Genomic DNA, 25,405 nt, shown 5'->3' on the forward strand with positions numbered 1-25,405 from the left:
CGTTCGCTCGGGAATAGCCGGTGTCAGCGACCCGGTCCGCGATATTGGGAATCGCTGACCTGCTCCATCCACGTCACTGACTGCCCGCCTTGGGCTTCGGCGATGGCCACGTGCGCCATGCTTTCGGTAGCGCCGGCGCCATGCCAATGCTTGACGCCCGGCGGAATCCAGACGAGGTCGCCGAGACCGATCTGCTGCACCGGGCCGCCCCAATGCTGGACTAGCCCGCTACCCGCGGTCACGATCAAGGTCTGGCCCAGCGGATGGCTGTGCCAGGCGGTCCGTGCACCCGGCGCGAAGGTCACAATGCCTCCACCGGCCCGCGCAGGAAGCGGGCGCTGGAAGCGCGTGGAGACCTGTACGGCGCCAGTGAAATTATCGCTAGCGCCGGCTGCAGCCGGCTGCGAGCCAGCCTTGGTCACGACCACAGCGCCGCCCGGCGCAGGGGATTTCACCTTTTGCGCATCATTCTCGGCGAAGACCTCACGTGCGACGCCCACAGCCGCGATCGCATTGGGCCAGCCCGAATAGAAAGCGAGCTGGGTGATTGTCTCGACCAGCTCGGCCTCGGTGGCCCCGTTCTGGCGCGCCAGCCGTATATGCGATCGGAGCTGCTCGGGACGATTGAGCGCGATAAGCGCGGAGACGGTGATTAGGCTGCGGTCACGCTTGGCAAGGCCGGGCCGTTCCCAGACATCGCCAAAGAGTACGTCATCGGTGAGTTCCGCGAGCTTGGGCGCGATGTCTCCCATGAGCTGCTGCGCGCGCGATTGCTGGGGCACCATCGAAGGGGTCTCCTGTGAGTACGCTTGGGCGGAGGCGCTAGCCATGCTGAGCAGCACCCCCGTGAAGGATGCAATTCCGGCTGTTCTCATGAGCAATTCCTTGGGGAGGGACACGGGCTGCGGATCTAGAGCGTCCGCGCGAAGAACGGCGTGAGCTGGCCCAGTGCGGCCTCGACATATTCGAGTACCCAATAGGTCTCGATGTGCGTGGCACCCTCGATCTTGAACAGCGCCTTGTCCGTCGTCCCCGCTGCCTTCGCAAAGGCCTCTTCGGTCATGTAGAGGCTGTCCGCCTTGCTGCCCGCAATCATCAGTAGCGGCTGGTCGATCAACTCGGTCTGGTCGGTGGCATCCCAGCGCATCAGGTCGAGCAGGCTGCTCGTCGTATATCTGAACGTCGAGTTGGGGTGCGCGTGCGTCCGCCAGTAATATTCATAGCCCTGCCGATACATCTCGAACGGAAGCGCGGCGATCTGCGCGTCGGTCATGTCGGCGTCACCGGAATAGAGCACCGCTCCGCCCGCCGCTTCCTGCGCGCGCGCAGCGGACGCCCGCCGCAAGCGCTCCTGGATGGTATCGAGCTGTGAGTCCGCAAAGCCATTACGGCGAACCCGGCCCGAATTGAACATGCTGAGGGTCGCGACAGACTTGAAGCGCTTGTCGGCCTTCGCTGCCGCCAGCGAATATCCGCCGCCGCCGCAAATACCGAGCAGGCCAAGGCGCGCGACATCGACACCGGGGTAGCTGGCGATGAGGTCCGCGGCGCCGTGAATGTCTTCGATGCGGTTGGCGGGCTTATCCAGGCTGCGCGGCTCGCCGCCGCTCGCCCCCTGATAGGCGGCGTCCATCGCAATGGTGATATAGCCGCCCTTGCTGGCGAGATGCTGGGCATACAGCCCCGCGACCTGCTCTTTCACGCCACCATTGGGGTGCGCCACGACGATGGCCGGGTATTTCTTCGCCGGATCATAGCCCGCCGGCGTGTAGATATTGGCTGCGATATCGAGGCCGTGGAGCTTGTATGTCACCGGCTGCACGTTGACCTTGCTGGGCTCGTTTTCGGTGATCGCGCCCCGATAGACGGGACTGAACGAACGGATTCCGGGTTCTGCCGCACTGGCCATCATCGGCACTCCTGTTGCTGCAAATGAAACGGCGAACGCGGAGACTGCGAGGATCTCGCGCCGCTGTTTGTCGACGATTTCACCGGCCATTGGACTTCCGATCCCTGCTGCGTCCGGAGGACAGCGCTCGCGGCTCAGCCAGTTTCTTCTCCGCGAGGAATTTCGACACCTGATCCGCGATCTCGAGATTGTTCAGATCCGACATCATGAAGTGCGTGTTCCCGCGAATGCCGATCTCGGGGAGATGGACGAGCCGCGCGTCGCCGCCGCGTTTGTTGATGGCGTCGACCCAGAGCCGCGCCATCGCGAGCCGTACTCGCCAATTATCCTGTCCGCGCTCGGCGGTCGGCTCGACCGGGAAATTGTCGCCATAATAGATGACGATCGGGATACGGGTGAGCTTCTCGAAATCGGCCGATGATACTGCTTCAGGCGACAGGATACCGGCCGCACTCGGCATGGCCGCGGGACGCTCGCCTTCCGGGAAGATGAATCCGCTGCCCGGCTCGAAGGCGACGATCGCCTTGACGTTTGGGTTCCGGATCGCGGTCAGCCAGCCAGGACCGCTGCCTTGCGAGTGGGTGAAAAGGATGGCCGGCCCCGACCTGTCGAACAGCGCCGACATCGCATCCGCAATCATACGGGCATCATAAGGGCCGGTGTTCGGCGTCACCGAGCGAAGGAACTGATCGAGCGTCGCGGGTGCGCGATCGAACTGCACGCTCTTGAAATAGTCTGGCCATTTTCCCAGCCGGAACTGGTCGAAGAAAAGCTGATCGTTGGGCGTCGGTTCGATCGTGGTCGCGACGCTGCTGTTACCCGCACGTCCCCTGCGCGGCTGATCGACCAGATAGACGGGAAAGCCACGGCGCAGGAACAGCGTCTGGAAACCTTCGCGGCCGTCCGGGGTCGTCTCCCAGCTGCGCGCCGACTGAAAGGCGCCATGCAGCATGATGATCGGTAGCGCCTTGGGATTCTGCGGCACCTGATAGAAGGCATAGAGATGATCGCCGTGGAGCGTCTGCCCTGCGGCGGTCGGCCTGTTGTTATCGTAGGTGCCGGGCGTGGTCGCCACGACGCCGCCAACGACGAAGCTGCCTTGCTCCGCGATAACCAGCGGTTCGGCTCGGGACGTCTGGCTCGTGGCGCCGGGCGCGGCTGCAACACCGCAGCAGGCCAGAAATGGCGCAAAATGTCTCGTCCAGCGGCTCATTCGGCATTCCTCGGCGGATGGGAAATCCCTTCTACCGCCAAGCTTGCCGTGCAATTAGCCAGGGAATGTGAGATGAACTTATGAACATCTTTCAGTAATGGAGATGGCCATGTGGCGTCCGAAGTTGGCCGATCTCGAAGCCTTTGCCGTGGTCGCGGAGGAAGAAAGCTTTACGCGTGCCGCCGCGCGCCTGGGCGTCTCGTCTTCAGCCCTCAGCCACCGGATGCGCAAGCTCGAGGCGCAACTCGGCCTCAGGCTTCTCGCCCGGACCACGCGCCGGGTCGCGACGACCGAGGCGGGAGCGCGCCTTCTCGATACACTGCGCCCAGCAATCGAGACCATCGACCGGCAGCTTGCCGACCTCAGCGACCTGCGCGAACGGCCATCGGGCAACATCCGGATCACAGCTTCCGATCATGCGACGCGCACGTTTCTCTGGCCGGCCATTGACGACTTTCTCAAGCGGTATCCGGATATCCAGATCGAGATCAACGCTGAGTCAGGCCTCACCGACATTGTCGCCGAGCGCTATGACGCGGGCGTCCGCCTCGGTGAGCGGGTAGCCAAGGACATGATCGCGGTGCGGATCGGGCCGCAACTGCGCATGGTCGCGGTCGCGGCGCCGGCTTATCTCGAGGCGAACGGAACCCCGCAGACACCCCATGATCTGACGGGCCACAAATGCATCAACCTGCGCATGTCGAGCTCGGGAGGGCTCTATGCCTGGGAGTTCGAGAAGGACGGACAGGCCGTCAACGTTCGGGTCGAAGGGCAGGTCATATTGAACAGCGGCCATTTGATCCTGGAGGCGGCGCTCGCTGGACATGGCATCGCCTTCCTCATGGAGGATTATGTCATTCAAGGGGTCGAGAAGGGTCAGCTACGATATGTACTCGAGAACTGGTGTCCGCCGTTCGACGGCTACCATCTCTATTACCCAAGCCGTCGGCAACCGACACCGGCATTCAGCCTGCTGGTTGAAGCACTTCGGCATCGAGCGAAATAGTACCTAGGGCTGACCATCGCCGGAACGGCCGCTTTCGGGACTCCCCGCCGACAGGTGGAATGACCGCAATCAGGGCGCGTAGCCGCCGGCGCTGCGAACCCGAGATCCAACGTCAGCTCAGACCTCATTGCAGACATTCAAGTTCAATCAGCGATGCTGGTGCAGCCACCGTAGCGCGCGCCAAAGGCACGATTGCTAGGGTGTGCTGGAGTTCGCTTTGCCAATAGTGCATTTACCCCGGTTGACGCGGGCAGGCTTGTCAACAATCAATCCGAAACGAGTGATTTTTGGCGATTGTCTTTGTTTCGGTGGCGTAGCTAACTCAGCGCTGGCCGATTTGGAGGGGCTCATTTTCAACGATCAGGCATTCGCGCTTGCAATGTTGGAATTCAGATGTTTGTTTGATGTTCCTGAAGGGGAGGGCGGATATGAAAAGTAGCGCGAAGATTGGCGCACTTGCCGGAATTGCCGTGATTTCAGGCATTGCGGCAGCAGCCCTTGCCAGCGAGACCAAAACCTACAGTTATGACGCGCGCGGCCGACTGATCAAGGTTGAGCATAGCGGCACGATCAACAACGGGGTTGTCGCCAACTACAGTTTCGACAAGGCGGATAACCGGACCAACGTCAAGGTTACTGGCGCGCCGTAACGCGCGCCCTCCGCCACCTCACATCATCATTGGAGATTGCCATGACGCGCACAGCTTTTGCGCGCGACCGGTCGCGTCTGCGTCGTTCGCTCCTGACCGTCACCACCGCGCTTTGCACCTGTCTTGCGGCACCCGCGCTCGCGCAATCGGCTTCGCCGCATCCCAATCTGGATGAGAATGGCGTCGATCTGACCACGGGAGGGTTCCACCTCCGACTGCCCATCGCATCGATCGGTGCCGGTCAGTCCGAACTATCGCTTGTTGCGTATAGCGGCGAGACCGACAACTGGACCGGCGTCACGTCGCGCCAGACCTCATTCTCGGGCAACAACAGGATCACGGTCGAGATGGGGCCGCAATGGGACCAGTTCTCTTTGGCGGACGGCTATACCCGCTCGATCAACGGGACCGGCGCGACGCTGTCGTTCAGCGGCAACCAGATGACCTATCAGGCGCTCGACGGCACCACGATCGTGTTCGACGATCCGATCGGCGCCGGTGCGGGCGGCGGGTTCTGCACGGCCAGCAGCTCGACCAACTGCACCCGATTGCCGCTGTCGATGTCCGGGCGCAGCGGGATGAGCGTCAACTTCAACTGGGAGCCGTACGAGAATTGTTCGATTCCCTCGACGCCCGAAGAGGAGCCGGTCTGCACCTATAGCTGGCGGCTCGGCGGCGTCTCGAACGACGCGGGATACTCGATCGCCTATGGTTTCGCCGCGAACTCGGCGCCGCCGGGGCAGAATCCGGGACATTCCTGGTATCGGCGCACCAGTGCGGTGCTGAGCGGCGGCGGGGGCAGCCAGGCCGTTAACTATGCCAATCCCTCCACCAACGTGTTCACCATCACGACGCCGGGCGGCAATACATGGCGGATCACCGGGTCGGGCCTGGTGATTACCGGCGTTCGCCGTCCGTCGGCGTCGTCGGACACGACCAGCGTCACCTATTCGGGCCTTACGCCGACATCGGTCACGAAGAATGGCGTCACCACCGGCTACAGTTACAGCATATCGGGCAGCACCGCGACGATGGTGGTGACCGATGCGGCGTCGAACACGCGCACGATCGTGTCGGACCTCAGCAAATACCGGCCCACATCGGTCACCGACGAACTGGGCCGGACGACAAGCTTTGCCTATGATAGCATCGGGCAGCCGACCGAGATCAGTTATCCCGAAGGCAACAAGGTCCAGTTCGCGTACGATACGCGCGGCAATGTGACCGCGACCACGCGCAAGGCCAAGCCAGGATCGGGGCTGGCGGACATCGCGACGAGCGCGAACTATCAGACCACGTGCGTCGACGCGACGTGCAACCTGCCGACCTGGACGAAGGACGCCAAGGGCAACCAGACCGACTACACCTACGACACTGCAACGGGGCTGGTCCTGACGGAAACTGCGCCGGCGCCGACCTCAGGCGGGACGCGTCCGCAGACGCGCTACGGTTACACGACCACCAGCGGGGTCAAACTGCTGACCGGCATCTCGACCTGCCGCACGACAGGTAGCTGCGCGGGCGGCGCGGACGAGACAAAGGTCACGATCGGCTATGACGCGCGGTTGCAGCCGACCACGGTGACCCGCGCTGCGGGCGACAATTCGCTGAGCGCGACCACCACCAATGGCTATGACGGGTTCGGCAACGTCACCTCCATCGATGGCCCATTGAGCGGCAGCGGCGACACCGCGCGGTTCGACTATGATGCGGATCGCCGCGTGACCGGATCAATGACGGCGGACCCCGACGGGGCCGGCACCCGGAAGATTCCAGCGAGCAAGTTCACTTACAATAACGACGGACAGGTGACGCTGACCCAGCGCGGCACCGTGCCCAGCGGCGCGACCAACTGGTCGGGTTTCGTGGCGAGCGAGACCGTCCAGAGCAGCTATGACGGCAATGCGCGCAGGATCAAGGATGTGGTGTCAGCCGGCGGCGCCGATCATGCCGTCACGCAATATGGCTATGATGCGCTTGGCCGCGTCGAGTGTTCCGTCCAGCGGATGAACAGCGCCGCATGGAGTTCGTTGCCCGGTTCGGCCTGCTCGCTCGGCACCACCGGTTCGTCCGGCCCCGACCGGATCGCCAGGACGAGTTATGACGCGGCGGGGCAGGTCACAAAGGTGCAGACTGGCTATGGCGTCAGCGGCGTCGAGGCGGACGAGGTAACGGCGACCTATAGCAGCAACGGCCGGAACGTGACCGTCGCTGACGCAAGCGGCAACAAGACCACATACGAGTATGACGGCCATGATCGCCTCAAGAAGACCCGCTACCCCTCGCCGACGAGCGCCGGCACCAGCTCGGCGACCGACTATGAAGAATTGGGCTATGACGCGAACGACAACGTCACCAGCCGGCGGCTGCGAGACGGGAACAGCATCGCCTATGGCTATGACGACCTGAGCCGGCTGAGCACGAAGAACCTACCGGGCAGCGAACCGGACGTCAGCTACAGCTATAACCTACTGGGGATGATGACGGGGGCCAGCCAGAGCGGCAACGCACTGACGTTCGGCTATGACGCGCTGGGGCGCAACACCAGCCAGGCCGGGCCGCAGGGGACGATCGCCTTCGCTTATGATTTGGCCGGGCGGCGGACGCGGATGATGTGGCCGGACAGCTTCTATGTCGATTACGACGTGGCGGTAACCGGCGAGGTGACGGCGATCCGCGAATATGGCGCGGGATCGGGCGCGGGCGTGCTCGCGAGTTTCGCCTACGACGATCTCGGGCGCCGTACGAGCCTGAGCCGCGGCAATGGCGTGGTGACGAGCTATGGCTATGACGCGGTGTCGCGGCTCAGCTCGCTGACGCATGATCTGGCCGGCGGCGCGAACGATGTGACGACGACATTCGGCTACAACCCCGCGAGCCAGATCGCGAGCAGCACGCGCAACAATGACAGTTATGCCTGGACGGGTGCTGTGAACGCCGACCGTAACTACGCGGTGAACGGGCTGAACCAATATGGCAGCGCAGGCGCGACCACGTTCGGCTATGACGGCAAGGGTAACCTGACCAGCTCGGGCTCGGACAGCTACAGCTACAGCAGCGAGAATATGCTGCTGACGGGACCGGGCGGGGTGACGCTCAGCTATGATCCTATGCTGCGCCTGTACGAGAGCAGCGCGGGCCGTCGTTTTGCCTATGACGGCGGCAATATCGTCGCGGAGTACAACGCCAGTAACGCGTTGCAGGCGCGGCATGTGTTCGGGCCGGGCGCGGACGAGGTGTTGGTGTCGTACGATGCCGGCGGCAACCGCAGCTGGCCGATCGCGGACGAGCGTGGTTCGATCGTCGCGAAGACCGACGGAAGCGGCGCGGCGAACGCTATTCGGGCCTATGACGAATATGGCATCCCCACGGGCGGCGATGTGGGGCGGTTCGGCTATACCGGGCAGGCTTGGTTGTCCGAGCTGGGCCTGTCCTACTACAAGGCCCGCATGTACTCGCCCACGCTCGGCCGGTTCATGCAGACCGATCCCATCGGGTACGGCGACGGGATGAACATCTATGCCTATGTTGGAAATGATCCGGTCAATAAGGTCGATCCGACCGGATTGGAGGACGAAGATTCGGAAACCGTTGTGACCGGAAATAATGTTGCAGAAGTGAAGAAAGGCGGCGGTGGCGGCGGCAACAGTGGCGGATCGGTGCCAGCATTTGTCTTAGCGGAACTGAACCAGGCATATGAGAACACAGAACGAACGGTCGTAGTTACAGGCCAAAAAGTGGCAAAGCCACTAATCCGGTTTAAAGCATCGGTGGGGCGGTTTGGTTCCAAAGTGGGCAGCTTATTCTCCAAATATGGCGGGTGGCTGGACAATAATTTCCAGACTGTACACGATATCATCTTCACGCCGGCATGCGGTTGCGGCAACGGACCAACTGCAAACCGCATGAATCAGCTGGTTAGGCAAGGTAAGGCGCCAAGAGGAATTGGTAGAACCGATGTTCCAAAGGTAACGGGTGAGAAACAGCATACTCACTTGGTAGGAGGAGGAGCGATAAATATGGATGGGACGTGGAAGCATAAAGGATCTCCCTTGACGAGGGCTCAGGCTGATTTTCTTCGCGGATTCGGGTATGACATTCCATGAATGAAGCCGATCGAAATGCAGAGTATTTTTCACACCTTCTTATGAAGGTTGAAGGGAATGTATCTAGAAACCTCGCGGATGTTGCGGGAGATCTATCGATAGATACTTCATATCGCAGTTGGTATATCGACTTGTATGAGTCGATGCTTCCAAAATTTGAAGACGATGCCCGTATATTTGTATTGGTTTTGACGTTCCCGGATACTGATAATATATCTATGATCAGAGAATTCAATCAAGTTCCGGAAGTGGATGATCCGGAGAGTGTGTATTTTTATCTACATAATGACGATGATTTTTTCAATTATTCGAAAGAGGAATACAGAATCTCTCTGGAAGATTTGAGCGACCCGGTTTCGAGGGTTGTCTATAGATCGTGGATGACTCATGAATACTATCAGAATGGATGGGGTTTCAACAACTCAGTGTATATTTGGCGACCAAGGCCATCCGTGGGTAGTGTTGTGAGTTGACGGAGTATATGCTTGCACGCGGCTCTGGTATGCCAATCACGGCGTGATTGGCGGAGACGAGTGCATCCTATCCAGGGCACGTATGTCTCGTCCATATTTGGCCGGTTCATACAGGGACCACGGTAACAGTGCGCTAAATGTAGGCCAGGGACCGCCGTTCCCGGCCTTTTTTATGCGCTCCTGCCGTCGCGCGGGGCGAGGTGACGGCGCTCCGCGAATATGGCGCGGGATCGGGCGCGGGCGTGCTCGCGAGTTTCGCCTACGACGATCTCGGGCGCCGTACGAGCCTGAGCTGCGGCAATGGCGTGGTGACGAGCTATGGCTATGACGCGGTGTCGCGGCTCAGCTCGCGAGCAGCACGTGCAACAATGACAGTTATGCCTGGACGGGTGCTGTGAACGCCGACCGTAACTACGCGGTGAACGGGCTGAACCAATATGGCAGCGCAGGCGCGACCACGTTCGGCTATGACGGCGGCAATATCGTCGCGGAGTACAACGCGAGTAACGCGTTGCAGGCGCGGCATGTATTCGGGCCGGGTGCGGACGAGGTACCGGTATCGCGATTGCCATTCGAAGGTCCATGGGCTGAACGAATGGCGGCTTTCGGGATCGTCCTTAGACCGGCTAAACGACGGCTACGAAGGCGCATTGCGGTCGTGCTGAAGTTGTCGGACGACCGGCGGCCTGTCTTCAGGCCTTAACACATATACCGCACCTTATGAGCAGGTCGACCTCAACGCCTCCTACGAACTGAGGAAGGGATTGATGCTGACCGCGTCGATCATCAACCTCACCCAGTCGCAGGATTGGCAGTATCTCGGCAACGACACCCAGGATCGCTTCGCCGCGAGCGCCTATTCGGGCCGCCGCGGCTATTCTCGTACAACTTCTGACGATTTCGCCTACCGGGCACGGTTCGCGCCCCGGCAGACTAGGATTTCCGGAGTAACCCATCATGCGTAAAATCGCTCTAATCGGCCTTTCGCTGCTCGCCGCGGCACAGCCGAACGCCGCGCTCGCCTGGGGCGGGCGCGGGCATGCGGTCATCGACCGGGCGGCGCTCGCCGCGCTGCCGGCGGACGGGCCCGTCTTCCTCCAGAAACATGCCGATTTCATCGCAGAGGAGGCGACGATGCCGGACGGCTGGCGCTCCTCTTCCGAACCCTTTTCGAAGATCGACGAGGATCCGAACCATACCTGGTTCGTCGAGCGGCTGCGCTTCCTCGATCCGACGCCACGCTCACGCTACGCCTTCGTGCTGGCACTCTATCACGAGCATATGCGGCTCGCAAAAATCGATCCGAAGTCGGCCGAGCGCATCAATGTCCGCTGGACCGGTACGCTGCCCTATGCGGTGATGGAGGGCTATGGCCGCATCGTTGCCGGCATGCGCGAGCTGCGCAGGAAGCAGGCGAGGGGCGAGCCCACCGCCCATATCGAGCAGGTGCTTGCGTTCCAGACTGCCAGGATGGCGCACTATATCGGCGACGGCACCCAGCCGCATCATGCCAGCATCCATTGCGAAGGCTGGTTCGGCGACAATCCGAAGGGATATAATCGCAGCGGGGCGATCCACGGCGCCTTCGAAAGCGGATATGTCGACGCCATCAACCTCCAGCCTTCCGACATCGCAGATCGCATCGGTGCGCCGCAGCGCCAGGAAGGCGATCTGTTCGATGCGGTTCTGCAGTTCCTCGGCGACAGCGCGAGCGAGGTCGAGACGATCTATGACCTCGACAAGCGTGGAATATTGGCGGACCCCGCCAACCGCGAGGGCCGCGAATTCGTCTACCACCGGACCTCGATCGGCGCCGCGATGCTGCGCGACCTGCTCTATCGCGCCTGGAAGGAAAGCGCGAAGCCCGGCGTAGGCGAGCCTCGCCCGCAGGATCCTTCCAGTCCGCGTTACGATCCCGAGACCGGTTCGTCGCCAGCGCCCTAACCTCACGCTCTGACTCTGTTTCACCAGTTTCATCCCAGCATGGAAACGCTCCGCTCATGAAGATCGATCGCCGCACTCCTATGAAGGTGGGTGGAAGCCCTGCGCTGTTGAGCGACCCGGATGCCAGTTTTCGTCTTGACCGGGCTGCGGCTGTAACTGGACCGTCGCGAACGGTCCCTAGGTGGCGGGTGGAATCCAAAAGGGGACCCGACCATGCGTGCTGCCACCAACCGATCCTACACCGGTTTGCTCCTAGCGTCGGCGTGCGCGCTGACAGTTCTACTCCCTGGAATCGCAACCGCTCAGCAGGCGCCGCAGAAGGAAGCCGGCGAGGTCGCCGAAGAAAACACGGAACGGGCTGACATCGTTGTCACAGGCTCTGCACGTGCGCAGCGCCGGTTCGACGTGTCCTATGCGGTCAATGCGCTGCCGCAGGAGGAAATCCAGAGGATCGCACCAAAGAACTTCGCCGATCTGCTCGGTACGGTGCCGGGCATCCAGGTCGAGGCGACCGGCGGCGAAGTGCAGAACATCACCCGCATCCGCGGCATCCCCACCGACCGCGGCTATCTGATCTTCCAGCAGGACGGCCTGCCGCTCTATCACGAGATTGACGGCGTGTTCTTCAACTCGGGCGAAGGCATGAACCGCTTCGACCTGATGACCGAGCGGGTCGAGATCGTCCGCGGCGGCCCGGCGCCGATCTTCGCGAGCAGCGCCGCGGCGATCGCCAACAACATCACCGTGACCGGGGACGCCACCGCGCGCGGCAAGGCGCAGCTGACCCTGGGCGACACCGGCCTCTACCGCCTCGACCTGATGCAGGCGGGGCCGGTCGGCGAGAAAAGCTATTTCGCGATCGGCGGCTTCCTGCGCCAGCATGACGGCTATCGCGACAGCGGCTTCCCCAGCGACAAGGGCGGGCAGATCCGCGCCAATTTCAAGCGCGAGTTCGACAACGGCTTCGTCAAGATCTCGGCGATGTACGTCAACGACCACAACCTCTTCTATCTGCCGATCCCGGTCGCCGATCCGCGCAATCCCTCGGTCTCGCTCGATCGCTATATCGACTATCACACGGGCACGCTGAACTCGCCGGCACTGCGCAACGTCAACATCAAGTATCGCGACGGCGCGGGCGTGCTTCAGGGCGTGAACCGCGATCTCGCCGACGGGCGCCACATGCGCTTCTTCAACGCCGGGCTGGACTGGCAGGGCGACTATGACGGCTGGCTGGTCTCTGCCAAGCTCGGCGTGACCAAGGGCAAGAGCAGCTTCGACGCCTTCTACTCGACCACCAACCCCGCCGACGCGAACGCCTTCGCCGCAAGCTACCTCGCCGCGGCGCGGACTGCCTTCGGTGCCGGCGTGGCACGGCTCAGCTATGCGATCGCCGGCACCAACGGCGCGACCGCCTATGATCCCTCGACCGCTTCGGGCCTTATCATGTCGGGCCAGTATCGCGCGGTCGACGCGGACTTCTATTCGAGCCAGGGCGATCTCAGCGTCACGCGCAAGTTCGAGACCGGCTTCGGCACGCACGACATCCGCGTCGGCGTCTATGGCTCGGCCTATGGCAACAGCAGCCGGCAAATCTACCAGGACATGCTGGTCGAGGTGCAGAGCAAGCCGCGTACGATCGACCTCGTCGCCTATTCCGCCACCGGCGCGGTGCTTGGCTCGGTCACTCAGAATGGCGTGCTGCGGTACACGACAACGCTCAATCAGGGCAAAGGCGACGCCAAGATGGTCGCGCTCTATGCCAACGACACCTGGGACATCATGCCGGGGCTGCGGCTCGACGCGGGCATCCGCAAGGAATGGTACGACTATGAGGGCTATGCGCTGCTTTCGGCGAACGCCGATCTCGGCGACGCGACCACCCTCGCCGACAACACCACGCGCGCCTTCACCGGTGCGATCATCTCGCGTGAGCTCAAGCCTTCGGCGACCAACTGGACGGTCGGTCTCAACTACGACTTCACCGACAATCTCGGCGCCTATGGACGCGTGTCGAACCTTGAGGTGCCGCCGCAGCTCGGCGTGGTGACGAGCACCGCGCCGACGATCCTCAAGACCAAGGCGCGCCAGTATGAGCTCGGGCTCAAGGCGAGCTTCGGCCCTGCATCGCTCTACGTTACCGGCTTCTACACCAAATTCGACCCGTTCAACGCCTCGTTTGTCGCGTTCAACCCCATTACGGGCCGCAACGATCAGGCCGTACCCTTCATCGGCGAGGCCGTGGCGAAGGGCGTCGAGATCGACGGACGGATCGCACCGACGCGCTGGTTCGAGCTCGCCGGATCGGTGACCTGGGCCGACCCCGAATACCGCAATCTCGAGAACAGCTCGGGCGCGGACCCCAGCGCGGTGAACGGCAACCAGATCATCCGCGAGCCCAAATTCTTCGGCAATGTGCGCCCTTCGGTGCATTTCCCCATCGGCGACGGCAAGTTCGAGATCGCCGGCCGCTTCGAATGGGTCGGTCGCCGTTATGTCGACCTGTTCAACCTGACGGCGCTTCCGGCCTACAAGACGTTCGGCGCCAGCGCGTCGCTCACCCAGGGCAAGTGGCGCGTGCAGGTCGTGGGCGACAATCTCGCCAACGCCAAGGGGCTGACCGAGGGCAATCCGCGCACCGACCAGCTCGGCGGCCAGGGGGCGAGCGACGCCATCTACGGGCGCCCGCTGTTCGGTCGCAACTTCCGTCTCATCCTCAGCCGGAGCTGGTAACATGCACTATCTCTCCCGCACGCTGGTTGGGGTCTCTCTCGGGGTGGCGATCGCGTCGCTGGCCGGGGCGGCCCGCGCACAGGATCCGGTGGGTTACACCGCCCCCTTCGCCGACACGCTCGAGACGCGGGTCCATCCGCTGTTCGCGATGATGCGTGCGGCGGAGGGCTGGGCACCGGCGCTGCGGGAGGACGTGGTGCTGCGCAAGCTGGCGGCAGAGCGGGCGGCGCGCGTTCCCGCGGACACGTGCACGCCCGCGCCGCAATGCCTGGCCGACGCATGGCTCTGGACCGAAGCGGACATCGCCCTGGTCGAGAACCGCCTGCGTCTGCTGGTGCGTGATCGGCGCCTGCGCGACGCGCTCGTCTCGGGGCAGATGCGGGCCTCGGGGCGCTTCGCCCGGCATTCGGCGCTGTCCGATGCGGATCTGGTCGCGGCCGCCTGGGACGAGACTGCGGCGGCGGTCAACCGCGTCGTCGCCGTCTACGCCAAGGGCGTTCCGCCCCGTTACCCGAAGATCGATTCGATGATCTTCGATCTCGCGGCGCCTGAATTCGCCACGGTGCTAAGCGCGCATGGCGTCGCGACGGCTTCCCTGCCGCGCGACGGAGACTTGTTCTTCGATCCCGCGCTTCGCTATGCGGCCGGCCTGTTGCAGATGAACGAGCGGATTGAGGCCGGCAGCTTTCGCCCGCTGCTCGGCGGCGCGAACGAAGCGGCGGTGCGTGCGGTCGCCGGAACCGACTGGGCGCGCCAAGCCTACGCTGCCCTGCTCGTCTTCGGTCACGGGCCTGAGGATGCGCAGTCGCGCACAGGCGTGATGGGGCATATCCGCATGCGCATCGCCGCCGAGCTCTATACGCGCGGGCTCGCGCCGTTCATCATGGTATCCGGCGGCAACGTCCACCCCAACCGCACGCTGTTCAACGAAGCGGTCGAGATGAAGCGGCTGCTGATCGAGCAGTACGGCATCCCCGCCGATCGCATCCTGATCGAGCCGCATGCGCGTCATACCACCACCAATTTGCGCAACTGTGCGCGGCTTCTGCTCGCCGCCGGATTCCCGGCCGATCGCCCGTCCTTGATCGTCTCGGATCACAAGACGATCCGTTACATCGCGAGCAAGGAGCTCGCCGAACGCAACCTGCGCGAGATGGGCGTGCAGCCGGGCAGGGTGGCGCCGGGCCCGGATCCGTTCAGCCTGACGTTCTCGCCCTCACCGGTCGCCTTTCATGTCGAGGCAACCGATCCGCTCGATCCATGAAAGCTGGCCACCGCCATATCAGTCTCACCGGATCAGCACGATCTCCTGCTTGTCGCTAAGCTCAACCTTGCTGTCGAACAACGCCGCGAGCCGCTCTGCGAGCAGCGTGGTGTCGTCGATGCGGAATCGGCCCGACACCCGCTTCTCGCCGAGCGCAGGGTCGGCAATCCGGATCGGCCGGACGGCGCCGCGGTTCGCCTCAGTGACCAGCGCGGCGAGAGGGACGTCCTGATAGTCGCGCATCGTCGCGCCAGCCGGGGTGGCTGGCATATTGGTCGCCGCAGCCTCGAATGCGATCGTCTCGCCCGGACGCAGCTGGCGAACCAGGGGCGCCGCACGTTCGCTGCGCGGCAGTGCGACATCGACCGCGCCTTCGAGCAGTCGCACATCGACGCGGCCTGACGGCGTCAGCGCGACCTCAAACACGGTACCGCGTGCGGTGACGCTGCCGCCGCCGGCAAGAACCACGAATGGCCGGTGTTCACGCGCCACCTCGAACCGTGCCTGGCCGCGCAACAGCCGAAGGCGGCGACCTGCCTGGTCGAATTCGACCATGACCGCGCTGTCGCCGCCAAGGGCTAGTAGCGAGCCGTCGGCGAGGCGGACCGTGCGCGTCTCTCCCGCGATCGTCGCGAACGTCTCTGCGGGTCCAGCCTTGGCGGCGTACTGCGGCGGCCGGTCCGGCGGACCCGCCAGCTGGACGATGCTCAAGCCTCCCGCGGCGAGGGTGCCGAGCGCGCATGCTGCCAGGACTGCAATGCGTGCCGGCCGGCGGGACCGTGGGGCGGCGGTTGCCGTTGCCGGTGTTTCCGCATCAGCGAGGAGCTTGCCCATCGCAAAGATCTCGGCGGCACGGTTGTAGGCGGCGCGGTGAGCCGTTCCTTGCGCCAGCCAGATATCGAACTCAGGGCGCAGCGTTTCGGCGTCAGGTCCGCGCATGCGCGCGAACCATTGCGCGCCTTCGCGGTTCAGTTCGGTCGATGGTGCCGGTGCTTCGCTCATCGCGCGTCCAGTGCCTTCCCGATTCGGACGATCGCTTCGGCGACATGCCATTCGACCGTGCGGATGCTGATGCCGAGTTGTTCGGCAATCGCCTTGTAGCTGAGCCCATCGACGCGGTGGAGCAGGAATACCGTGCGCATCCGCTCAGGCAGCGCGGCAACCGCCGCGCGGTAGCACGCCTGCGTCTCGGCCAGCTCGAGGCCGTCGCTTTGGGTCGCGCGCATCACCGGTTCGTTCGCGAGGTCGATCGGCACATGCTGCGCGCGGTTGGCGAGGCGGCGCGAGCGGTCGACCAGCAAATTGCGCACGATGCGGCTGAGGAACGCTTCGGGGCGGTCGAGCGTCTCGCGCCTGGCCGAACCCAGCAGTCGCGCGAACGCGTCCTGCACCAGGTCGCGCGCGTCCTCGCCCGAATTGAGCTTCGCCGTGAGGCGGCGCGTGAGCCGCGGAGCTTGGTCGCGATAGAGCAGCTCGAGGCGAGGCTGCACGACGGCCGCGTCACGGCCGTCGACGGACTCATCATCGCTGCGCGCCGGTTCGGGCGCGTCGAAGGGGGTTCGCACGAGAGCATGTCCCGTGCCGGGCAGGGCCAAAGGGATATCGCCCGACCTGCATGGACGGGCGCGTGTGATGCCTGGCGGTTTTATCCGCAGCGCGCCGCCGGCCTTGTCCGCGCTGCCTGGCCATGATGCGCGAGATCGCCGCATCCTGCAAATTGCGCAGTGTTGCGGTCAGGAACCGGCGGCGAGGTCTCCGAACAAGGGCAGTTCGGCTCAATCGGCATCGGCCTCGAAATTGGAGACGGTGACCCCGACGAGCCGGATGCCGAGGGTGATCGGGTGGAGCGAGCGAATGAGGTCGAGGCTGGTTTGGCGTAGTTGCTCGGCCTCGCGCAGCACGAGCGGTGCGGTGCGGCTGCGCGTTACCTGCCTGAAGTCGGCATTGTCGAAGCGAGGCGGGACGAACACCAGCTCCGGGCAGCGCCTGAGCGCGGTGACCGAGGGCAGGGCGGAGCGCACTCCGAACGCGCGCGCCTCATAGCTCGCCGCCGCGACCACGCCGCGGGGCCGGCATAGCCGACCGCGACCGGCTTTCCCTGAAGCTCGGGATGGTCGCGCTGCTCGACCGAGGCGAAGAACGCATCCATGTCGATATGGATGATCTTACGGACGAGCAGGGCATCGGACACGGCGCAGGTCTAGCCCATCGAACATTTTGTGAACAGATGTGCTGGCACATGCACGCCGCCCGGGGCCATTTGGCGGCGATGCCCGACTCGACATGGCATCATGGCGTGATACGAACATAGGCGGAACAAGGGGGATTCGGGGACATGGTGGCGAGGTCGGATCGCGCACGGGGCGATAGCCGGTCGGAGGCTTCGCTTGAGCGGTTCGTCACGGCGCAGGAGGGTGTCTATGCGCAGGCGCTCGCCGAGATCCGCGCCGGCGCCAAGCGCTCGCACTGGATGTGGTTCATCTTCCCGCAGCTCGTCGGACTGGGACGCAGCGAGACCGCGCGCCGCTACGCGATTCACTCGATCGAGGAGACGCGCGCCTATCTGCGTCATCCGCTGCTCGGCGCGCGCTATCTCGAATGCGTGAGCGAGCTCCAGGATCTCGACGTGGCGGACGCGGTTGCGGTGTTCGGCGAGATCGACGCCCTGAAGCTGCGTTCCTCGCTTACGTTATTCGAGGTGGCCCGGCCACTGGCCTTGTTCGAGGCAGCGCTGGCACGCTGGTTCGGCGGCGTTGCCGACCCGGAGACATTGCGCCTGCTCGATGCGGCACAGGCATGAGCGCGCAGGTGCGCTGAATTGTCTACCTAATTGTCTGTATTACGATCGCTCGGGCAAGCGGTTTCATGTCCCATGCCCGAGGGCTTGTCCGGACCAGGCGATGGTGGCGGACGCATCGGGAACTTGTCCGCCGGCTATGGCAGCTTTTCTCCGGTGGACGCTTCGAGCACCGCATACCATTCGGCGCGCGACCACTGCACGCTAAAGGCTTGCGAGGCTTCCGCGATGCGGGCCGGGGTCTGCGTGCCGATGATCGGGATCGGGCGCGCGGGATGCGCCATGATCCAGGCATAGGCGGCGGCGGCGCGCGAAGCGCCGGTTTCCCGCGCCTTGACGTCGAGCAGGGCCGCGACCGCATTTTCATCGTTCAGCCGGCCGCCGCCAAGCGGCGACCAGGCGAGCACGGCCATGCCGCGTTCCATCGCCTGGTCGAGAATGCCATCCCGCAAGGGCTGGGTGTGGAAGGCGGAGAATTCAGGCTGGTGGCTCGCGAGCGGAAAGGGAAGCCAGGCCTGGAGCGCGCGGGTCTGGGCCGGCGAGAAGTTCGATACACCGATCGCGCGCGCCTTGCCGCTTTCGATCATGCGGGTGAGCGTTTTCGCGAGCTCTTCCGGGTGCGTGAGCAGATCGGGGCGGTGGACCTGCCACAGATCGACATGGTCGATGCCGAGCCGAGCGAGCGAAGCATCGAGCGCCGCGGTCAGATAGTCGGCGCTCGAATCATAGGGCGTGCCCGGGATGATCCCGCCCTTGGTGGCGAGCACCATGCGTTCGCTCAGCGCCGGCGCCTCGGCGAAGACCCGGCCCAGCAGCGCCTCGGCCGAGCCGAAGCCGCCTTGTGTATCGACGCCATAGATATCGGCGGTATCGAACAAGGTGATACCCTCCGCCAGCGCCGCCTCGATCAGGGCGCGCGCGGCGGTCACGCTCGCGCCGGCGAAGCGCCACATGCCCCAGGCGATCGGGGAGACGAGAATATCCGTCATGCCCAAGGGGCGCGGGTCGGGGGATCGGGGCGGCATAGCGGACCCTTTGGCAGAAGGAAGAGGTCTGCGATCGAGAAGACCATCTACGGGGGCCTAGTCAATCGGATTATGGAACCACCTGTACTTTGCATCGCAGAACCGCTGGCCGGTGGCGCTTCGTCCGAAGCGACTGCGCGGGACGGCGGCGATCGTCGCCACGGATATCGCGACTTTGCGCTAGGCTGACGACCGGAATTTGATGTAATCAATTGTCTATATAATTGTCTGTTGTTCGGATCCGTCCGCTTTTTTGCCAGGATCGGGCGAGAAGCTCGGCCATTCCTGCTTGGCTGGGTAATCGCGGTTGAGTCAGCCGCGGTGCTCTTCGTTCAATCGCCAATATCCCCTTGGCGCATGATCGCTTTTCGGCTGACGCTGGGGCGGCCTGAGTTGGAAAACCGCACAAGCCGATGTTCACTCGGTTCGCGAATCCGTGTTAGGGATCGCGCGCTCGGCCAGTCCGGACATGAACATTGTGTCGGTTCCCCGCGAGGGGATTAAATGGGAACACGGTCGGGGACTTGTCTCCAAATCCATGGCTGTCCCTGCAACTGTCGGCGGCGAGCAAGGGTGCTGGGCGGACGCGATGCGATCCGCCGGCCACTGGGCGAAAGCCTGGGAAGGTGCACTCGAAGCGATGACCCGCAAGCCAAGAGACCTGCCAGCGCAAGTCGCTGTTGCCTGGATTCAGGGAATGATCGAGGCGCGGACGAACGTCCGAACGGGATGAGCATTGGCCTGCGCTAAATTGTCTCTCAGGAAATTGCGTCGGGAGCAGGGGTCTTCCTTCTGGCCGGATTCCCCGGTGCTGGGCGGTTGATTAGATGCCTGTTCTTGGCCGGGCGGACTTGAGTGCACCAACATCGCAGGCATGGCGCGGCGGAACCCCGAGTAGCAGTCCGGTACGCTTGACGAGCCGTGCGACCAGAGGTGCGACGGAGAAGGGCGCGGCACGTGGGGCCGGAGACGGCGAGCCGCGTGGAAGATCGATCATGGCGACGATGACGAAACGGGGGTTGTCGATCGGGAAGGCGCCGGCGAAGAGCGCGCTTGGCTGCCAACGGCCTGGCCCGGCGACTTGCTCCGGACTCGCGGTCTTCCCTCCCACGCAATAGCCCACCATGTCGCTGCGGGAAGCAGGGCCATCGGTGACCGCAAGGCGCAACAGCTGACGCATTTGGGCACTGGTTGCGGATTTGAGGATGCGGCGCCCGGGTAGGGGCTGTCCGGCGTCACGTTTGAGCAAGGTTGCAGGGCGCCAGATGCCGCCATTAACGAGAGCCGCATAGGCGCTTGCGAGATGGAGAGGCGTCACTGCCATGCCATAACCATAGGCCGTCGTACCGGTCGTTATCTCGTTCCAGTGCCGGGGCCATAGCGGGCGTGCCGCCGACACTTCGCCCCCTGTGGGCCGGTCGAGACCGAAGTCGCGCAAGGCTGCCGCTGATTTGTCTCCGCCGCGCATAAGCCCGATGCGTGCGCCGGCGATGTTGGAAGAATGAACCAGCGTCTCTGCGACTGACAGCGCCCGGTTATGCGGGATCGAGTCGCGGATGAAGAAGCCGCCGATCGCAAGCGGCTTGTGCGCATCGAGACGGGTGCGGTCGAGATCAACGGTACCATCGTCCAGCGCCGCGGCGATTGTCAGAGGCAGGGCTGCGGCGCCCGGCTCAAACAGCATTTGGGTGGCGGCATTAAAGGCTGCCTGCTGCTTGGAGCGCCCAACGGTCGGATCGTAGTTCGGAAGCGAGGCCAGCGCGAGTACTTCGCCGGTGGCTACGTCGAGGATAACGCCTGCGGCAACTTGTGCTCCAAATTCGTTGAAGGCGGTCGCGAGTTCGCGTTCCAATGCTCCCTGTACCCGAATATCCAGCGACAAGATCAGCGGGGCTTCATTTCCCGTGGCGCGAAGTCGGGCATCAAGCGTCCGTTCGATGCCATCAAGTCCATTCTGATCCGCACCGGCGCGCCCGATTGCCTGCACGCCTACAAATCCTTGCGGATACACGCGCCGGGGTTCGCGCTCGAAGCTTATTCCCGGTTCGCCAAGTGCGTTCAGGCTGGCGACAAGATCGGGCAGGGCGGCTCGCTCAAGGTAGATGAAGCGCCGGTTCGAAGCGAGCAGTGTGCGATAGGCAGCCGCATCGCGCTGCGGCAGGTGGCGCGCGAGCGCCTCGGCTAGCTGTGCCTTGTCGCCGATCACACGGTGCGGCCGCAGCACGACAGACCATCCCTCGATCGTGCGCGCGAGTACCGCGCCGTGCCGATCAACGATATCGCCGCGGGCCAGGTTGGCGGTCGCAACATTGCTCGGCGGTCGCTCGGGCGGCATCGCAAAGAGCCAGATGAGGCGGGCGATGAGCGCCACGGTGAGACCGAGAAAAACAAGAGCGAACACGACCAGGTTCATATGCAGCCGGCTCGTGAAGTCAGGCGAGCGCCGTCGCGCAATCGCGCTGCGCACCGCAACGATACTATCCGGCAGGTCGGAACGCGCGTTCATCAGAAAAGCCGCGTGGCGGGTCTGGCGCGATCGCTCCGCCCGCTTTCAGGCGAAGAGGAATTTTGCATCGTAATGGGCCTTCAGGAACTCGCGCATCTCGCGATAGCTCATCAGCTCGAGGTCACGCAGCGCGCGCAGCCGGGCATCCGGGTCGGGGTGATGCATCCGCGCGTCGATTTCGCTCACCGCGTCGCGATACCAGTGATAGCGCTCGAGGTCCGGCTTGAGCTGTAATCCTTCTGCCACCGCACGAACCAGAATCGACAGCACGCCGAGCAGCGCGGCAATCGCGATCAGCATGCGCGGCGTCGCGCCGTCCATCGCGCTGGCTGAGGCAATCGGAGGGGCCGCCTGCGGCGCAATGAATAACATCAGGGCAACCGCGAAGCTCATGGCGAGCGCGGTGCAACTGAACAGCCAATTGAGCACCTGGGCGATGCGCCAGCCGGTGCCTGGTGAACCGAAACCGGCTTCAAGCTTCTCACGGACATAGGCAAGCTGCATGTCAACGCGCTGCTGCCGCGCGAGGTCAAAGAGTTGCGTCGCAGCCGCCGTCGCAGCGGGGGCTGACGGCACATCGCGCCATCCGCGCATCTGCCACGCCCGCGTCAGCGTCACATCGGCGATCACCGCTTTGAGCTCGACCTCCGTTCCTCCTTGGAGCCAACCGCTGATCGCGGTGAGCGCTGCGCGCTGGCGGTCTTGCCAGCGGGTGAGGGCTCCATCGTCGACAAGTGCATCGAGAGCGAGGGCGGGGTCGTGCAGGAGGAACTGGAAATAGAGTTGGCGAATGCGCTCCGTCCGCAAACGCGATTCGAGCCACTCGAGCTTGTCCCGGTCGGCAAGCGCAAGCGCGAGGCCCCAGCCAAAACCGAGCACCGAGGCGAGCACCGACAGCGCGAAGAGCCAGCGGACGGCCTGGGCGCCCAGCGGCTCGATCAGCGGAATGGCGGCTGCGATCGCCGCACCGAACGCGGCCAACAGCACGGCGCGAAAGCCCGCGCGCTGGCGCGCCTTGCGGCTGCGATTGGCTGCCGTGTCATGGCTCTTGAACAGATCGCGTAGCGCCTCCCAGTCGAGAATGCGCATGAACCCGGGATATTCGGCATCGATTGCGGCGCGATGGGCAGGGTCAAGCAGAAGGTCGTCGTTGCGCCACAGGCTGCGCCGGTCGGCGAAAAAACCTTTCACCCCATTGCCCCTGACGGTGGCCACATGTGGAAGGCTGGTCATCGTGTTGCTCGCTCCTGTGTCGGGACAACGGGCGGGGATGGGCGGCGCACCTCAGGCGAGATGCGCGGCAGATCGGCGATCGTTGCGGCATATTGTTCGGCCGAGGGCGCGGAGAGGGCCAGCATTTCGCTGTTCCAGCGTTCCAGCGCCGCGAGATTGGCGCGGCTCTCGACTTCGGTCTCGAGAACACGCACTGCACGTCTTGCGTCCGCAATGCGGCGGTCAGTCTGCTCGACCCTCGCGCGTTCCGCCGCAACATAAGAGCTGATCAGATAGGCGCTGGGTGCCACGAGCATTCCGCTAAGGAGCCAGCCAACCCCGGTTAGCATCCCGGTCTGGCGCGGACGGCGTGTCCGCCTTGGAAATCGTAGCCGGGAGATCGTGCGCAGCCACCCCACCCCGGTCCGGAGGCTTTGTGCGACCAGATGGCGCGCACCGATCTCGAACTGTACCCCCGGAGCTGTCGCGCGTGCGCCGCGAGCCAGAAGAGGAAAGGTGAGCAAGGTCGAGATCAGCAGCGCAAGATTGGCAAGGAGCGCGATTGCAGGGTCGGCGGGTGGATCGCGCAGAAGCCAGATCGCGGTGGTCCCCCACACCAGCGCCGGTGAGGCGTATTGCCAGAATATGCTGCTCCCGAGATAGCGCCAGATTGAAGGGAGCAACGCGGCACGTGCGGCTCCGGAAAGCAACGACGTATCATAGCTGTCGCGGACATTCTCGAGAATGAAGGCGGACAGCAGCCGATCGTCATTGATGATGCTGGCAGCCGGACTCGCGCCGGCGAAGAGAAAGGGCGGACGGGCGTTGGGCGAGGCTAGATCTAACTCCACCGGTGCAAGCGCATCGCAGATCCTTCGACACAGCACCGCGATATCGCTCTGCGACAGTTCGGCAACCAGCCGTCGCCGGGTCCATTCCGGCATCCATCCCTGACGGAACCATGGCAGCGCGAACAGTCGCGTCGCGAGAGGCACGCTCGAGAGGTCGAAGGTAATCGCCAGACTACGCGCCACCCACCACGCGGTCGTCTCATCGAGGCGCGGGAGCAGCGCGCAGCCGGCCAGCCAGCGCATGCCGTCTGCACCCAGATAGAGTTCCAGCGCGCCGCGCATCCTCTTGAAGCCGGTGCGCGTCGGTACCGATGTGAACCAGTCTACCTGGGTATTGAAAAGATAGTCGCCGCTGACTCGCTCAGCGAGCGACGGTGTCGCAAACGCCAGCCGTGAGGATGTCGCCTTGCGCGCTGCGCGCGCATGCTTGCTCAGCACTATGGGATCGAGCGTATCGCTTGGAATCGCCAGGGGAGGCGCCACGAGCCGGACGAAGCGCATGAGATGGGCAAGCTCTCGCTGACCCATCGCCCCGATTACCAGCAGTCGCGCGCCGATGCCTCCACGTGCAAGGCTCGAGCGAAGCTCGGGCGCCGGCGGCGAGCCGTAGGCGAGCGCCTCGCGACGAAAAGGCGCGAGATCAAGGGAGACGCCCGCGCGCTTTATCGCCGTAAACAGGCGATGCCACCATCGGCTCCATGCATCGCCCCCGGTTTGCTGCTCGATCGCTACCGTATAGTGCGGCAGCGTTCGTCGCAGCTTGGTGCGTGGCGTCAGGAACCCGCCGGCCGCTGCGGTCGCGAGGATCGAGCGTTCCAGATCGAATATCGGCTCGGCCGCGATGGATCCTCCGAGCAATCGCAGCCAGTTGCGTAGATAGACCTGATCGACACCGAGTTCCCCGGCTTCGTTGTTGCGAAGCTGCATGCGCGGTGACCCAGGCTCGCGCAGCAACTGGTTGAACAGAGGCAATCTGCGCAAGCAAATCAGCAATGCGAGCAGCATGATCAGCAGCAGCACCGGTATCGCCACCTGGTTCACAATCGCGCCAAATTGCCGCGTTATCGGCACGGCCTCCGCAGCGGGCGGCGCTGGCTCTGCTGCCGCCGTCGGCGCGGCCGATGCTGCCGCCGCGCCGTCGGTGGTCGTTGAAGGCGGCCCCTTGGGCTGTGCGCGGACAGGCGCCGGGGACATGAGAACCTTGCCCACCGGCGCCTTGGCTGTTTCGACCTCATTCCCGAACTGGAGTCCAATGCCCTGCCCAAGCAAGAGGATACCAAAGGCTGACAGCGGTACGATGATTGTCAGGGCGACCCAGCGCAGGCGAAAACGGCGTTCAAGTGCCCACAATCGGGCGAGGGGCGATCGCTTGCGTTTTGTTGCCGCGCCTGCAGCGGTGCCCGGTTCCGCCTCCCCGGCTGCAAACTCGACGGGCGCTAAGGTGCCCGTCACGCGCAGTTCGCCTGCGAGCAGAGCGAGATCATGGTCGAGTTGTGTCGGGCTTGCGGCGAGTCCGGCGAGCAGCGGGCGCAGATAACGTGGCAGCGCTTCGGCATCGAGACGCTCGGTGCCGGCGAGGCGCGCAATCAGAACCAGAATGCGGGTGCGGAGTGCTTCGTCGAGCCGGATGCCGGCAAACACGGGAAACGCCAGCAGTTCGATCAGCCGTTCGCTATCGATCGGCTCGGACGAGGCAGCGCCGGCCGCGGGCATGGT

Annotated in this window: 21 protein-coding genes, 1 pseudogene and 1 riboswitch; of the genes and pseudogenes, 12 read left to right on the forward strand and 10 right to left on the reverse strand. The window is 63.9% G+C overall.

Annotated features, from left to right (window positions below; genetic code table 11):
* Window positions 1-23: 23 nt before the first annotated feature.
* The 3 genes from AC07NK_RS16340 to AC07NK_RS16350 all read right to left on the reverse strand — a co-directional run bounded on the left by AC07NK_RS16340 (window position 24) and on the right by AC07NK_RS16350 (window position 2,984).
* Complete coding sequence (locus AC07NK_RS16340; protein WP_495171672.1) at window positions 24-785, reverse strand: (R)-mandelonitrile lyase; 762 nt, start codon at window positions 783-785, stop codon at window positions 24-26.
* 125 nt (window positions 786-910) lie between these two features.
* Entirely contained in the window at window positions 911-1,909 is a 999-nt protein-coding gene (locus tag AC07NK_RS16345; protein ID WP_495171673.1) for an alpha/beta hydrolase, read from the reverse strand.
* Between the two features lie 79 nt (window positions 1,910-1,988).
* Window positions 1,989-2,984: an alpha/beta hydrolase gene (locus tag AC07NK_RS16350; RefSeq protein ID WP_495171674.1), complete on the reverse strand. Its 996-nt coding sequence runs from the start codon at window positions 2,982-2,984 to the stop codon at window positions 1,989-1,991.
* Window positions 2,985-3,231: 247 nt separating this feature from the next.
* Here AC07NK_RS16350 and AC07NK_RS16355 point away from each other — a divergent pair, with 247 nt between their 5' ends.
* The 10 genes from AC07NK_RS16355 to AC07NK_RS16400 all read left to right on the forward strand — a co-directional run bounded on the left by AC07NK_RS16355 (window position 3,232) and on the right by AC07NK_RS16400 (window position 15,298).
* On the forward strand, window positions 3,232-4,128 hold the full coding sequence (locus tag AC07NK_RS16355) for a LysR family transcriptional regulator (RefSeq protein ID WP_495171675.1): 897 nt from the start codon (window positions 3,232-3,234) through the stop codon (window positions 4,126-4,128).
* Window positions 4,129-4,532: 404 nt separating this feature from the next.
* On the forward strand, window positions 4,533-4,778 hold the full coding sequence (locus AC07NK_RS16360; RefSeq protein ID WP_495171676.1) for a hypothetical protein: 246 nt from the start codon (window positions 4,533-4,535) through the stop codon (window positions 4,776-4,778).
* A 41-nt stretch (window positions 4,779-4,819) separates the two neighbouring features.
* Window positions 4,820-8,884, forward strand: a complete 4,065-nt coding sequence (locus AC07NK_RS16365; protein ID WP_495171677.1) for an RHS repeat-associated core domain-containing protein — start codon at window positions 4,820-4,822, stop codon at window positions 8,882-8,884.
* Window positions 8,881-9,357, forward strand: a complete 477-nt coding sequence (locus tag AC07NK_RS16370) for a hypothetical protein (protein ID WP_495171678.1) — start codon at window positions 8,881-8,883, stop codon at window positions 9,355-9,357. The genes AC07NK_RS16365 and AC07NK_RS16370 overlap by 4 nt, the downstream gene beginning before the upstream one ends.
* 200 nt (window positions 9,358-9,557) lie before the next feature.
* Entirely contained in the window at window positions 9,558-9,755 is a 198-nt protein-coding gene (locus tag AC07NK_RS16375) for a hypothetical protein (protein WP_495171679.1), read from the forward strand.
* Window positions 9,752-10,060: a hypothetical protein gene (locus AC07NK_RS16380; RefSeq protein WP_495171680.1), complete on the forward strand. Its 309-nt coding sequence runs from the start codon at window positions 9,752-9,754 to the stop codon at window positions 10,058-10,060. The genes AC07NK_RS16375 and AC07NK_RS16380 overlap by 4 nt, the downstream gene beginning before the upstream one ends.
* A gap of 64 nt (window positions 10,061-10,124) precedes the next feature.
* Window positions 10,125-10,322: a hypothetical protein gene (locus AC07NK_RS16385; RefSeq protein ID WP_495171681.1), complete on the forward strand. Its 198-nt coding sequence runs from the start codon at window positions 10,125-10,127 to the stop codon at window positions 10,320-10,322.
* A complete protein-coding gene (locus AC07NK_RS16390) occupies window positions 10,315-11,301 on the forward strand; it encodes a phospholipase C/P1 nuclease family protein (RefSeq protein ID WP_495171682.1) in 987 nt (328 codons plus the stop codon). The genes AC07NK_RS16385 and AC07NK_RS16390 overlap by 8 nt, the downstream gene beginning before the upstream one ends.
* A 213-nt stretch (window positions 11,302-11,514) precedes the next feature.
* The gene (locus AC07NK_RS16395) at window positions 11,515-14,034 is read left to right on the forward strand and encodes a TonB-dependent receptor (protein WP_495171683.1); all 2,520 of its coding nucleotides are present in this window, start codon (window positions 11,515-11,517) and stop codon (window positions 14,032-14,034) included.
* 1 nt (window position 14,035) lies between these two features.
* A complete protein-coding gene (locus AC07NK_RS16400) occupies window positions 14,036-15,298 on the forward strand; it encodes a YdcF family protein (RefSeq protein ID WP_495171684.1) in 1,263 nt (420 codons plus the stop codon).
* Between the two features lie 24 nt (window positions 15,299-15,322).
* Here AC07NK_RS16400 and AC07NK_RS16405 read toward each other — a convergent pair whose 3' ends face one another.
* The 3 genes and pseudogenes from AC07NK_RS16405 to AC07NK_RS16415 form a co-directional block, all read right to left on the reverse strand.
* The gene (locus AC07NK_RS16405; RefSeq protein ID WP_495171685.1) at window positions 15,323-16,300 is read right to left on the reverse strand and encodes a FecR family protein; all 978 of its coding nucleotides are present in this window, start codon (window positions 16,298-16,300) and stop codon (window positions 15,323-15,325) included.
* Entirely contained in the window at window positions 16,297-16,863 is a 567-nt protein-coding gene (locus AC07NK_RS16410; protein WP_495171686.1) for an RNA polymerase sigma factor, read from the reverse strand. The genes AC07NK_RS16405 and AC07NK_RS16410 overlap by 4 nt, the downstream gene beginning before the upstream one ends.
* A gap of 240 nt (window positions 16,864-17,103) precedes the next feature.
* Window positions 17,104-17,447: pseudogene (locus AC07NK_RS16415) on the reverse strand (Y-family DNA polymerase); the annotation flags it as partial.
* Between AC07NK_RS16415 and AC07NK_RS16420 the strand changes: the two are divergent.
* A complete protein-coding gene (locus AC07NK_RS16420) occupies window positions 17,409-17,609 on the forward strand; it encodes a hypothetical protein (RefSeq protein WP_495171998.1) in 201 nt (66 codons plus the stop codon). The pseudogene AC07NK_RS16415 and the gene AC07NK_RS16420 sit on opposite strands and share 39 nt — an antisense overlap.
* Window positions 17,610-17,633: 24 nt before the next feature.
* A complete protein-coding gene (locus AC07NK_RS16425; protein WP_495171687.1) occupies window positions 17,634-18,098 on the forward strand; it encodes a DUF1810 domain-containing protein in 465 nt (154 codons plus the stop codon).
* 134 nt (window positions 18,099-18,232) lie between these two features.
* Here AC07NK_RS16425 and AC07NK_RS16430 read toward each other — a convergent pair whose 3' ends face one another.
* From AC07NK_RS16430 to AC07NK_RS16445, 4 genes are all read right to left on the reverse strand, one after another.
* Window positions 18,233-19,084 (reverse strand): aldo/keto reductase, encoded by an 852-nt coding sequence (locus tag AC07NK_RS16430; protein ID WP_495171688.1) that lies wholly within the window; start codon window positions 19,082-19,084, stop codon window positions 18,233-18,235.
* Between the two features lie 501 nt (window positions 19,085-19,585).
* Window positions 19,586-19,803, forward strand: a riboswitch (cobalamin riboswitch).
* 140 nt (window positions 19,804-19,943) lie between these two features.
* Entirely contained in the window at window positions 19,944-21,626 is a 1,683-nt protein-coding gene (locus AC07NK_RS16435) for a peptidoglycan D,D-transpeptidase FtsI family protein (RefSeq protein ID WP_495171689.1), read from the reverse strand.
* A gap of 45 nt (window positions 21,627-21,671) precedes the next feature.
* Complete coding sequence (locus AC07NK_RS16440) at window positions 21,672-22,859, reverse strand: hypothetical protein (RefSeq protein ID WP_495171690.1); 1,188 nt, start codon at window positions 22,857-22,859, stop codon at window positions 21,672-21,674.
* Entirely contained in the window at window positions 22,856-25,402 is a 2,547-nt protein-coding gene (locus tag AC07NK_RS16445) for a hypothetical protein (RefSeq protein ID WP_495171691.1), read from the reverse strand. Before AC07NK_RS16445 ends, AC07NK_RS16440 begins: the two co-directional genes overlap by 4 nt.
* Window positions 25,403-25,405 lie beyond the last annotated feature (3 nt).

It is taken from the genome of Sphingomonas sp. GW821-FHT09B04 (assembly GCF_059418285.1).